The sequence below is a fragment of the Microcystis aeruginosa NIES-2549 genome, from assembly GCF_000981785.2.
GTDB lineage: Bacteria > Cyanobacteriota > Cyanobacteriia > Cyanobacteriales > Microcystaceae > Microcystis > Microcystis aeruginosa_C.
The window spans coordinates 2,872,463-2,884,542 of the sequence record NZ_CP011304.1; the positions used below are offsets into that span (position 1 = coordinate 2,872,463).

Genomic DNA, 12,080 nt, shown 5'->3' on the forward strand with positions numbered 1-12,080 from the left:
TTCCTCACCACGCCACTTTTTTAGGGTGGTCGCTGAATGGGGTTGACGCTTCACCGAAAAACGCTTAATTGCTTAAGTCTGACTCTTTCTCCACGTCCGTTTTGAGTGTCCGAATGCCCTCCGGCCACTTTGAACAAGTCGAAAAAATCTAATGTTCAACCTTATTTCCTAGAAAGTTTTACTCGTTCAAGGCCGAATTTGAATTCTTTTCTGAACAAAACCCCCTACTATCTGTTGTCAAGGTTCAGTTTTTAGCTTGGTTATCGCTTTTTTATTCTAGCTTAAAGCCGTCCTAAAAGGACGGGGTTTTAACCCAAATTTTCGATAACGTCAGTTGGGGATAAGGGTGGAAAGAAAAGGCGGGGGCCAGTAAGCTGAAAAATATATAAACTCAGCACCCCCAACCCATCTATGTCTAGTCGAGAAGCTCTTTTCTGTCATGTCGACGACGGATGCCGTGTATTTGAACCTAAATTAGAACAGACAAGGCTTTGGCCCGATAATAAAGCTCGTAAACGTGGCAAAATCTTGACTTTAAGCGAAATTATGACCATCTTGATCCCCTCCCGACTCCCGACTCCTAACCCCACCAATAAACTTTTTCAGCAGACCCTAGTTACAAGATAACTTTGATCTGGCTAATAACTGATAACTGATGACTGATGACTGATGACTGATTAAAGACAGTTTTGCTGCCAGAGTAGTTCTTTTTCGATTCCCTGTTTTTCTCCGGGAGGGACTGTCCTTTCCCGCATAATATAAAGTTGCAGGGATTTAATCTGTTGATCACTACCGTGCTGCTGATTCCAGTTTTGACAGAGATACTGACCAAACTCTCCATAAACTGACCGACCGATAGCTCGATTAAGATTAATAAAATATTGTCGCCACTGCATGGTTTTATACAAATGATTGCGATCGCTTTCCGTGGGTTTATCCCAAATTACCGGCTGTCCTTCCCTAAATATATCCACCGTGGAACCATCGGCTAATTGACTGACTGCCACAAACCAAGCATCATCGCGAGGCGGACCAGGAGCAAAAATAGTCCAATATTGGTCTAAACGGGTAACTCTTGCCAAAATATCAATTGTATTAAAAGTACGACGGGTGAGCAAGCGATCGAGGGATTGAACTAAAGGTGTATTTAAATCGCCCCTATCGACCGATTGCCGGACAAAACTGCGTAAATTCCAGATACTGGTCAACAATAAGAAGAAAATTACCAAAATATTTAAAGGTAAAGAGGATTTAATCGTCAGGGGACGAAACTTGAGCGGTTTGGTGAAATTGCCCATAAAACGACGATGGGAGGCAATCCACTCATAAATTCTCGTTCCCAGGGCCATGAGGAGCGGTAAACGCAAAATTGGCTCTAAAAACCAGAAAATTGGCGAAAGACTGACAATATAAACCACTGCTGACCATTTAAACCGACGTTTTCCCTGCCAATCTTCCACCACCCAAGAATTTTGGGCCACCATATCCTCGTATATTGAGGGGTTATCCTGAGCGACTAACAGGGGAGTGCCGGGTAAAATAAGAAAAGTGCGGAGAAGATGAACAACTTTTTTGCAAAATCCACAATCTCGATCATAATTAATCCTTAAACCTTCTCTTTCTGGGTTTCTCATCCGTTTTTGTCCCCAATCCCAGACAAGACTAGGGATGATGGGCAACCAATGGGTAATACTCAAAAACGGGAAAATTCCCAGATGAAAACTGAGACCAAAACCGATATGTAAGAGAATAAACGAAAGAATAGCGACTATTTTGAAGAAACTATTGCGAAAGGGGATAAAAATTAGCAGTGGACCCACCCATTCAAAGATTAAGGCTGAAAAGGTGAGGATTTTTAGTAATTGTGGCGGTAAAGATAGTAAGAAACCGGCAAAAGCAGTACCGTATTGATCGTAACTGAGAGAGTAATAAACGGCTGTACCGTCGGGCCACCAAGTCTCACTTTTGGTTTTAAAGGCCGCTGACCACATATAGATGTAACACACCTGTATCATAAAAGCCACCGTGGCAGCCGAAACCACACGCTTGGGTAAGGGGTTAGGATTGGTGTTTAAGGCACTTTCCACGGAATAACAGGCGCCGAGAGGTAAAAACATCGCCCAGAATAATACTGCCCGGATTACGTCATCGGCGGCAAATAGTAACAGGGGGTTGCGATGATGTAAAGAGACGATTAGCGCCCAAGTGGCGATCGTGACTAAACGGGTATGATAGCCAATTAGAAGCAATAATGCCATCCCTATAGCCACAATAAACAGGATACTCTGCACCAGTACCGAGTCACTGAGAGCAAAAATCGACCAGTAAAAAGGACTAGCAGAGACTTTCGATAAGCTTTCTAGTGGTAAAACCCCTAATTCGCTGTAATGGGCAGTTACTTGGCTAAAACGAACCGATAAATCTACTAAAACCACTAACGCCAAGGCAATGCGAAATAAAGCCAGCGATCGCAGGTCAAACCCGAAAATCTCTGCCAGTCTTTGTCTAAATGATTTTGCCATTATCGCCATAGGATGATGATTGCCTCCACTTCTTCAATAAACCTACTTTATAGCAAGTAAAAAGGCCAAAGGCAAAAGAAAGCTGTCGGCCTTATCAGTTATCAGTTATCAGTTATCAGTTATCAGTTATCAGTTATCAGTGAGTAGTATGTATTAAGTGAGCATCATTAGACATCTCCAAAAATTATAACCCAGTCACAGCTTGCTTTTGGTCTATGTACTAACTAAGCAGTTCAATGGCTGTAATGTATATCTATCGTTGCTAATTCAATTTTACTGAAAAAATATGAGGCAATTAAAATAATTTTTATTCAGGTAGATTCCTTAACTAGAAATACTTTTGGTCTTGGGATAATATTAGGTCGAGGTCTATTGGCAGTAACAGTGCTGTTTTTTCACTGATTACTGATTGCTGTTTACTGATCACTGATCATCGGGACGGGGAAGAATTGATCGGGGGTAAAGAAGGAGAAATTTCACCACCTCGATCGAATATTTCCAGATTCCATTGACCAAAACGATTACTTTCAAAAGCAATAAAACGACCGTTACCACTAATCGTCGGACGACGCACTTCTCCTAAAATATTGTCGGTGATATTTTTTGCTTGCAGAGTTTGTCGATCATAAATATATATATCGGGTTTACCGGACTGTTCCGATACATAAACAATATAGCGACCATCGGCACTAATATCCGGTTGATCTTGATAGGTTTTTGCTTGATTTAACCCGGGTAGGGGAACTAAACGATTAGCCACTCGATCGAATAAATAAATCGTTCGTTGACCCCTGCGATCGGAGGCAAAGACCAGATAACGACCATCGTAGTTAAAACGGGGATTATCTTCAGAGGAAGGAGTATTTAAAGTATTTCCTAAAAGCTGTTGGGGAGGGGTGACAAAACCCGCATCACTACATCCCCCCAGACTGATGATATTAACCGCAAGCAAAAGTCCCAGAAGTTTAGGAAACCTGATCATCGGTCGCTGCTGGGGAAGGAAGGATACAACAATTAATATCATCAAGACAAACTTTACCCCAATGCAATGCCCAGCGCACCAATTCCACCCGATTATCGGTTTTTGTTTTTGTCAAGATATTGCTAATATGATTATCGACGGTACGCTTACTAATCTCTAGCTTTTCCGAGATTTCTTGATTAGTTAAACCATTAGCCACCAAATCGAGTATTTCTAGCTCTCGATCGGATAATGAAGCGGCTGTTTGAAACTTCCCAGCAGACATGAGTATAATTCCTCTAGTATATCTACTTATCATTCTAGAAGAAATTTTTCTCCTAGGAATCGATAATCAGTAATCAGTGATCAGTAATCAGTGAAAATACAGCACTGTTACTGCCATTTGATGATGCACACTTAATACATACTGCTCACTGAATACTCAAAACCTGACAGGAGGACAAACTGGCTGAACTCCTTACAGCACAGGCTTTTTGGGGTGTTCGAGCCAAAAAGTTCGATGCAGCTGATCCCCCGTTGTTGATAAAGATTTCTAGTAAGTTCGCCCAAATCCCTGATTCTCTCCTTAGCTTTTTGGCTGAAAGCGATGTATCTGTTTGTAACTGAAGAGCCTCAAAACTTTTGTGGACAATGCTTTGAGAGGGTTTGTTCCCCTGTCAGACTCAAAACTGATCACCGATCACTGATAACTGATTCAAGGCTGACGGCTGGTACTATATAATAAAAAACGCTCCTTAGTTAGATATTAAGAAAAACATGGAAGTTATCCCCGCTATTGATATTCTCGATGGCAAATGTGTGCGACTTTATCAGGGAGATTACCAACAATCGCAGGTTTTTAACGATAATCCCGCAATAGTGGCGCGAGAATGGGTCAATCAGGGGGCAACCAGATTACATTTAGTTGATTTGGATGGAGCTAAAGAGGGTAAATCGGTTAATTTGTCAACTATTGAAACAATTCTTAATGATATTGCCATTCCCGTGCAGGTGGGGGGTGGACTGCGAGATCTAGAAACGGTGAGTAATCTCCTGAAAATCGGGGTAGAAAAGGCGATTTTAGGGACAGTAGCCGTAGAAAAGCCGGAATTAGTCAGCGAACTTTGTCAAAGCTTTCCGGGGCAAATAATTGTCGGTATTGATGCTCGCGATGGCAAAGTAGCCACGCGGGGTTGGTTAGAAACTTCCGAGGTAGAGGCGATCGCTCTTGGTCAAGATATGGCAAAAAGAGGAGCCAGCACGATTATCTACACTGATATTCATCGAGATGGCACCCTTTCTGGTCCTAATCTCGCCGCTTTGCGAGAATTAGCCGAATCTGTCGAAATTCCCGTGATCGCCTCTGGGGGCATTAGTTCCCTGACAGACCTACTGAGTTTATTGTCTTTGGAACCTTTAGGAGTAACGGGAGTAATCGTGGGCCGCGCTCTTTATACCGGTGCGGTTAACCTCTCGGAAGCGATTAACGCCATCGGTTCGGGCCGTTGGCAGGATGTACCCCCGAATTTTTTCGTTTAACGGACTTGTTTGAGAGTATCCACCTGTTTATTGAACATATCGGTAAATAGTCCCAAAACGGTGCGATTTTCATTGACTTTGATGTTAACGCTCACGGACATCCCCGATTGCAGCGGTAGAGTGGATTGATCTTTCAAAACTAAATCTTGACTGTTCAAGCGTACCCGGACGGGGAACCGATAAAAACGGTGATTTTCGTCGGGAGGTAGAGCATCGGAACCGATCGAGATTACTTCTCCCTTAATATCGCCGTATTCACTGTAGGAAAAGGAATCAATGCGAATATCGGCCTTTTGTCCCACGCGCACAAAACCGATGTCTTGGTTAGTCACGTCCACCTCTGCCACTAAACAACCTTTAGCGGCATCTTTCACCTCAGTGGGACAGCCATCGGGAACAAGTTTTAATAATGCTTCCGCTTGACTTGGTTGGGGAACAAACCCGGGCCGGGCCTTGAGATCGAAGACCACACCATCAATCGGGGCGGTAATTTTTTGATATTTAATCGTCTGTTGTGCTTGACTAATTTCACTATCTAACTCAGCAATGCGCTTGTTATTATCAATGATAACGCGACTGATCTGACTATCGATTTCAGCGATCCGTTTGTAATTGTCCGCCATTTTATCGCGCACATCTTTTTCCGTGATTACCGTGGTATTAATCAGCTTTTCTCGCGCTTGGGAGATCAACAGGAAATAACGCTTTTCTTCCTGTTCCAGGCGGGAAATTTCGGCGATGCGGGTTTGTACTTCTTTCTCTTGTTTTTCTCGATCGATTTTGCCGTTAGCCTCTTGCTGCTGCAGTTCATTCTGGCGGTCAGTGACCGACTGTCTTTGCTTGTTGATCTGATAACGGGCGACCGCTCCTTCTTCTTCCAAGGGTTCAATATCCTTAAGAATATTACGCTCGATATCCAAGCTTTCTTCGCCCTGTTTCATCGCATTGGCATTACGAGTCTTAATTTCTTCTAAGACGAAGCGATCATTGATTAATTGCGAGCGGGCATCGGCCAACTGTACCCTGGTTTGGGCCAATTGTTTTTCTAATTGTTCCATTTCCAATCTAGCAGCCGCTTGTCGAGAATTGGCCTCCCGTTGGGCCGCCTCTAAACGAGCTAATTGCTCCCCTTGTAAAGCAGAGCTAGAGGCAACTTCACTGACCTGTGCTTGATAAAGTTGATTTTCTGCCACCAAAGCGGCACGATTACGCGCTAAATCGGCGATTTCACTCGGTAATTTTAATTGAGTGATCGAACTTTCCACTTGTGCCGGCGTCAGATCCTGCGCCATTAAGAGACGATAGAATTGATTTTCCTTCTCGGCAGTGGCGCGAATTGTTCTCAAAGATTCCAACTGCACTTTCGAGGCACTGGAATCCATTAAAACCAGTACATCACCTTTGTTAACTCGATCGCCGTCTTTAACTGTAACTTCCTGTACTACCCCATTCACCGGTGATTGTACTTCTTGCACTTTGCCCTGGGGTTTAAGTTGTCCTTGGGCGCCCACCACCTGCTCGATTTTGGCGAATGCTGACCAAATTAAAGCGGCAGTGGTGACACTCATTAATGTCCAGATAATCGTCCGCGACCAAATGGGCGATTGTTTCAGGATCACCGATTGTTCCGGTGGGCTGAAAGTGGGTAAAGAAGGGGTAATACTTTTATTTTTCGTGGTAGTAGCCACGTTTTTACCCGCTTGGGTCAGTTCATCGCTTTTACCGTTGCCGTTGCCGTTGTGGCCGTTGTTAGAATTACCGTTCATGAAGATTCTCCTATATTTATTTTTTCAGTGTTGCCAAAGGCACGGCGTAGCCGTCCAGTGAACAGTAAACAGTAATCAGTGAACCGATAACCGTTTACTGATAACTGATAACTGATAACTGATAACTGACTGACTAGATTTGCGAATCCTGTTGTTTATAGAGGGTATAGTAAAGGCCTTTTTTGGCCATTAATTCCTCGTGGGTGCCTTCCTCCGCTACTGTCCCTTTATCCATCATGACAATAACATCGGCGGATTTAATCGAAGCTAAACGATGGGTGATAAAGAAGACCGTATGATCCTTGAAAGCTTCTTTGAGATTCAGACACACTTGCCGTTCGGTATTATAGTCGAGGGCGCTGGTGGCCTCATCAAGAATGAGAATTTGCGGTCTTTGCAGGACGGAACGAGCGATCGCAACCCGTTGTCGTTGTCCCCCGGATAGGGATGCCCCCCGTTCACCGACGCGGGTATTATAGCCATTGGGTAGGGTCATAATAAATTCGTGGGCTGCAGCTGCTCTCGCTGCCGAGACAATTTCCTCCACAGTCGCATCGGGGTTAGTCAGGGCGATATTTTCCTGTACCGTACCGTCAAATAATAGGGTTTCTTGGGGAACCATGCCGATTTGACGACGCAGGGAATAGAGTTCCACTTTGTTGATATCATAGCCATCGATGAGAATCCGTCCCGATTCTGGTTCGTAGAGACGGGCCAATAGTTTAGTGATGGTACTTTTCCCGGCGCCACTTTCTCCCACCAAAGCGACAAAGGTGCCGGCGGGGAATTCTAAATTGACGTTGTATAGTTGCAGGGCGCCGTGGGGATTGAAGCGGAAAGCGAGGTTTTCGTAGGTGACATGGCCTTTAATTAAGGGCATGGGTATATTTTGGCGATCAAGTTCCGCTTCTTGGGGAGTATCGACGATATCGGCTAATCTTTCCAGGGATAAGCCGGTTTCTTGGAAGTTTTGCCAGAGTTGGGTCAAACGCAGAATCGGCGAGGTAACGTAGGAAGCGATAATCCGGAAGGCGATTAATTGACCAAGGGTGAGTTTTTGGTCCAAAACTAAGGCCGCCCCCACCCACAGCACTAATAAACCCGATAATTGGTTAAAGAAGTGACTAAAGGAACCGGCCAAAGTGGAGGTCATTACCGTTTGAAAACCTTCGGCCACATAGCGCGCATAACGTTCTTGCCACTGCCAACGGGAACGCAATTCGATATTCTGTGCTTTCACCGTTTGAATTCCCGTCATTACCTCCACTAGATAGGATTGGGTTTCGGCATTTCGTTCGGCTTTTGCTCGCAGTTGTCGCCGCACGATCGGTGCGAAAATAGCTGTGGAGAGAACTAAAATCGGCACGACTCCCAGGGCCCAAACGGTTAGGATCGGGCTATAGATCAACATAACCACGATGTAGATAACCGAGAAAATGGCATCTAACACCACTGTTAGGGCTGTCCCCGTTAAAAATTGCCGAATATTCTCTAATTCGTTGATTCTTGTCGAAATTTCCCCCACTGGCCGCCGTTCAAAGTATTTCAGGGGTAAGCGCAGCAGGTGATCGATAATTTCTGAACCAAGGGTCATGTCGATGCGGTTAGTGGTATCGACAAACAGGGATGTTCTCAAAAAGGTTAAAATTCCCTCAAAAACGGCAATTACCAAGAGGAAAACCCCGAGGGTGTTCAGAGTTTCCGGGCTATTCTGCACGATCACTTTATCGATGATCACCTGAATCATCAAGGGATTGGCCAGGGCAAATAACTGCACGAAGAAAGAAGCAATAAAAACTTCTATTAAGACTCGTTTATGTTTCTTGACAGAAGGCCAAAACCATGATAGGCCAAAACGCTGTTGCTGGGTGTGTTTGGTGGGTTTAAGCAGAATTACTTCCCCTTTTTCGCCCCAAGATTCCAGAAATTCGCTGGTTTTGCGTTTAATTATCCCCCGTTCGGGAACGGCGATCGTGGTTTCCCGTTGATTAATTTCGTAGAGGATAACGATGCTATCTTGCCAGCGAATTAGGGCAGGAGGGTTGATATTGGGCAAGGAAGAAGCATTTAGGGGTACTAATTGGCTATCGAGTCCTACTACCTCGGCCACAGCCCCACACAGGGGCAGGGAAAGGCTGCCAGTTCTTTGCAGTTGATCCCCTAGAATGCGTTGGATCACGTCCTTGCGAAAGGGGATATTAAAATATTTGCAGAGCATCTGAAAACAGGCACTCACCGCTTCTAGTTCCGTTTTTCCCCTGAAAAAAGGATAGGATTTGCCGTTTTTCTTGACAGTTTTTTCAAGGTCGATATCGCTGGTGATGTCGCTTATTCTTCCTTGGGGGATATCTAATACCTGGGTGGGTTTATTTCCCTTGATGACTTGGGTTTCTAGGATATCATCCGTTTCTGTTGCTGCGGCCGCTTCGGTTTCCACTGTCAAGAATTCATCTAACTGGTCGGAGGAAAGACCTAATAATCTGGTGTTAGTCAGATTATTCTGGGTGATAACTGTGCCGATAGGATAATTATCGGTATTTTCGCTGACTAACCAGAGATAATCATCGTCAATCTGGTTGTAGGACACACAAGCTTTGTTTAAAAGAGCCTGAGCAATTTCTTTGAGGTCGCCCCCACCCCAGGCCTGTTGATTAAGATAGGAGCCTAGGACAGCATAAACTTCAGCGATCGAGCTTTGTTTAAAGAAATATTGCTTAAATTCAGGATAATTATTGATTAAAGACCAAAAATCCTCTTGTTTTAAGGTTAAACAGATAGTGACTTCCGAAGAAGCGATGACTGTTTCACAGGGGGTACCGCGCAGAAGACTGATCCACCCGAATAAATCTCCTGGCTGCAATTTAGCCAAAGTGACCGGCAGCGGATTGTTAACCCTAGCATCGTAACCCAAAAGTCTGGCCTCTCCCTCGTAGAGAAGGACGAGGTGAGAGGGTAAGAGATCGCACTTGAGCATCGCATTGCCCATCTCATAGCGAAAGGGTTGTAATTTCTGGCCAAGGGAACGTCTAACCTCGACGGGCAGGCGATCAAAGGGCTGTACAGTCTCCAGAAAAGCGGTAAAATCTAAAGTGGTGTAACTCATTAGCTAGGCGAAAATTGACTAAGTTGGCAAATAATTAGGCGAGAAGACTGGGTTTACCCAGTGTTGCAAGGGATGCTATATAAGTGATAGCTGCTCGCCATTGACTGGGGTTGATTCGGAGATAAATTTCACTGTTTGCATTTGAGCCGTTAACCATTGTTGGAATAAATCATTGCGTAAGCGTTGACGGGTGGGAGGATCCAGTTCACAGGATAAATATTTTTCTAGCCGGACAATCACGACCCATTCTCCCACTTGCGTCGGTGGCCACACTTGCCCCGGTTTACTTGCCTTGAGAATTTGCCCAATCTGGGGATGGGGGGCGCTCAGTTCCACCGGTCCAATTAGTCCTCCAGTTTCCGCTTCTGAGCCTTGGGAGTATTTTTTGGCTAGTTCAGCGAAGCTATTTTCTCGATCCTGTATCCGGAAAAATAGTTCCTGGGCAATGCCGAGATTTTTTGTCCGAATCAGCGAATAAACCACCTTATCCAACTGATTTTTGACTTGCAAGAAGTAGGATTCTACTTTGTTATCCCAAGTCTCCTGTTTAAATTTTTCCAATTTAATGTCCCGAAGAATTAGATATTCTAGTTGTTCGGAATCCATTCCGTTTTGTTGTAACCAAGATTTCATTTGTTCATCGTTGGCAATTTGATTATTTTGATAGAAACGGGAATAGGCGGCGTTTCTTTCTTCGGGATTGCAGCTGATATTGGCGATCGCTTTCTCGATAATTACTTCCCGGATTAACTGCGGTAACATACCATATTTTGCCAAAAGAGGCAATACCTGTGACTCGCTAACTTTTTGGTCGCCGATTTCAATAATTGAACTCATAATAAATACATTTTCCTCACAGAAAGGCTTAAAACTATAAACTCTAGAAGCTTCTAAATTTTATTGAGGTGATTATACGTCAAAAGAGGGATTTCAAGGTATTCCCCCCTATTCTAATTTGAGTTTTCCCCCGTGAAAGCCGAAAATTACAGAAATTAAAGGAATAAGTCGGTCCTCTTGGTGGGGGTGGTGAGGGGAATTGGCCCGGCCAGTAGGCCTGCCTAAAATCCTGCTCAGAAACCCCTAATCACGCCTCTAATTGACTAGAATAGACTTCTTGCAGAAGTGGGGGAAGGGGAAAAGCGGAAATTTTAACCCTTAACCCTTAACCCTATAATATGCACCCCTTTTGCCTACATTTGCGGAAAATTTTTTGATTTATGCAAGAGATATAATGATAGGATATAGGTCTAGCTGCCTTGGAGAGGTGGCAGAGTGGTCGATCGCGCTCGACTTGAAATCGAGTAACCAGCAATGGTTCGTGGGTTCAAATCCCACCCTCTCCGTACTCAACCAATCAAATTGAGACTCAGGTTGCCCGATTGTTCGTAGACAGGGGAAAATAAAATATACTAGGCTAAAAAGATAACATTGAGGCAGTAGCCCCCCCGGCATGGTTTTTTGGAAAAGATTGTTTAATAGCTCGGAAGTCACTGCATCACCTGACTATTCGGGAGACTTGGTAGAGGTTGGCCAGAATGACCTCGGACAGACGCGAGTGTTTTTTAGTACCGATCGAGAGCTAGATCTGTATGAGTTAGAAGAACTTTGTGACTCGGTAGGTTGGGCCCGTCGTCCTTTACGCAAAGTTAAAAAGGCGATCGAATGTAGTTTTTTAGTGGTATCGATGTGGGAAGTGCGAGGTAATCGCCGTCGTTTAGTGGGTTTTGCTCGTGCCACTTCCGATCACGCTTTTAATGCCACGGTCTGGGATGTGGTTGTTCATCCTCACTATCAAAGTAAAGGCTTTGGTAAAGCATTAATGAAATTTATGATCAGGAAGTTGCGGGGCGAGGATATCAGTAATATAACTCTTTTCGCCGATCCACAGGTGGTGGATTTCTATCGTCGTCTCGGTTTTGTTCTCGATCCCGAAGGTATCAAAGGTATGTTTTGGTATCCCGATTAAGAATGCCGCTCTTAGGCTATACTAAAAAAGGAATTCACTTCGGGATGTAGCGCAGCTTGGTAGCGCGCCTGCTTTGGGAGCAGGATGCCGCAGGTTCAAATCCTGTCATCCCGACTGGAGAAAAAATTATTAAAATCTTAACCTTGTCTCCTTTCCGGTTGACAAAAAAGGCTGCCTTCTTTTATTGCCAAACGGAGGTGAATTAGCCAGAAAATTAGGGACT

General features: G+C 44.4%; 8 protein-coding genes, 2 tRNA genes and 1 pseudogene. 5 read left to right on the forward strand and 6 right to left on the reverse strand.

The features are described 5' to 3' along the window. Positions 1–411: 411 nt before the first annotated feature. Positions 412–561, forward strand: a pseudogene (locus tag myaer_RS14175) (IS982 family transposase); the annotation flags it as partial. Between the two features lie 116 nt (positions 562–677). Here the strand turns inward: myaer_RS14175 and myaer_RS14180 are convergent. The 3 genes from myaer_RS14180 to myaer_RS14190 form a co-directional block, all read right to left on the reverse strand. Next, the gene (locus myaer_RS14180; RefSeq protein ID WP_080949764.1) at positions 678–2,531 is read right to left on the reverse strand and encodes a hypothetical protein; all 1,854 of its coding nucleotides are present in this window, start codon (positions 2,529–2,531) and stop codon (positions 678–680) included. 421 nt (positions 2,532–2,952) lie between these two features. Next, the gene (locus myaer_RS14185) at positions 2,953–3,504 is read right to left on the reverse strand and encodes a TolB family protein (RefSeq protein ID WP_046662565.1); all 552 of its coding nucleotides are present in this window, start codon (positions 3,502–3,504) and stop codon (positions 2,953–2,955) included. After that, a complete protein-coding gene (locus myaer_RS14190; RefSeq protein WP_046662566.1) occupies positions 3,488–3,769 on the reverse strand; it encodes a helix-turn-helix domain-containing protein in 282 nt (93 codons plus the stop codon). The genes myaer_RS14185 and myaer_RS14190 overlap by 17 nt, the downstream gene beginning before the upstream one ends. Positions 3,770–4,260: 491 nt before the next feature. On the opposite strand from myaer_RS14190, the gene hisA reads away from it, so the two are divergent. Further along, positions 4,261–5,022, forward strand: a complete 762-nt coding sequence (gene hisA, locus myaer_RS14195) for a 1-(5-phosphoribosyl)-5-[(5-phosphoribosylamino)methylideneamino]imidazole-4-carboxamide isomerase (RefSeq protein WP_046662567.1) — start codon at positions 4,261–4,263, stop codon at positions 5,020–5,022. Here the strand turns inward: hisA and myaer_RS14200 are convergent. From myaer_RS14200 to myaer_RS14210, 3 genes are all read right to left on the reverse strand, one after another. Next, complete coding sequence (locus tag myaer_RS14200) at positions 5,019–6,788, reverse strand: HlyD family efflux transporter periplasmic adaptor subunit (RefSeq protein WP_046662568.1); 1,770 nt, start codon at positions 6,786–6,788, stop codon at positions 5,019–5,021. The genes hisA and myaer_RS14200 overlap by 4 nt on opposite strands. 133 nt (positions 6,789–6,921) lie before the next feature. Then, a complete protein-coding gene (locus tag myaer_RS14205) occupies positions 6,922–9,891 on the reverse strand; it encodes a peptidase domain-containing ABC transporter (RefSeq protein WP_046662569.1) in 2,970 nt (989 codons plus the stop codon). A gap of 75 nt (positions 9,892–9,966) precedes the next feature. Continuing rightward, the gene (locus myaer_RS14210; RefSeq protein ID WP_046662570.1) at positions 9,967–10,728 is read right to left on the reverse strand and encodes a peptidylprolyl isomerase; all 762 of its coding nucleotides are present in this window, start codon (positions 10,726–10,728) and stop codon (positions 9,967–9,969) included. Positions 10,729–11,149: 421 nt separating this feature from the next. On the opposite strand from myaer_RS14210, the gene myaer_RS14215 reads away from it, so the two are divergent. From myaer_RS14215 to myaer_RS14225, 3 genes are all read left to right on the forward strand, one after another. Next, positions 11,150–11,234: transfer RNA gene (locus myaer_RS14215), tRNA-Ser, on the forward strand. Positions 11,235–11,341: 107 nt separating this feature from the next. Further along, entirely contained in the window at positions 11,342–11,857 is a 516-nt protein-coding gene (locus myaer_RS14220) for a GNAT family N-acetyltransferase (protein WP_046662571.1), read from the forward strand. Between the two features lie 40 nt (positions 11,858–11,897). Further along, positions 11,898–11,971, forward strand: a tRNA-Pro gene (locus tag myaer_RS14225). Positions 11,972–12,080 lie beyond the last annotated feature (109 nt).

Coding starts and splice junctions, on each gene's coding strand:
- myaer_RS14180 (WP_080949764.1), bottom strand. CDS start 2,531: ATGGCGATAATGGCAAAATCATTTAGACAAAGACTGGCAGAGATTTTC.
- myaer_RS14220 (WP_046662571.1), top strand. CDS start 11,342: ATGGTTTTTTGGAAAAGATTGTTTAATAGCTCGGAAGTCACTGCATCA.
- hisA (WP_046662567.1), top strand. CDS start 4,261: ATGGAAGTTATCCCCGCTATTGATATTCTCGATGGCAAATGTGTGCGA.
- myaer_RS14200 (WP_046662568.1), bottom strand. CDS start 6,788: ATGAACGGTAATTCTAACAACGGCCACAACGGCAACGGCAACGGTAAA.
- myaer_RS14190 (WP_046662566.1), bottom strand. CDS start 3,769: ATGTCTGCTGGGAAGTTTCAAACAGCCGCTTCATTATCCGATCGAGAG.
- myaer_RS14205 (WP_046662569.1), bottom strand. CDS start 9,891: ATGAGTTACACCACTTTAGATTTTACCGCTTTTCTGGAGACTGTACAG.
- myaer_RS14185 (WP_046662565.1), bottom strand. CDS start 3,504: ATGATCAGGTTTCCTAAACTTCTGGGACTTTTGCTTGCGGTTAATATC.
- myaer_RS14210 (WP_046662570.1), bottom strand. CDS start 10,728: ATGAGTTCAATTATTGAAATCGGCGACCAAAAAGTTAGCGAGTCACAG.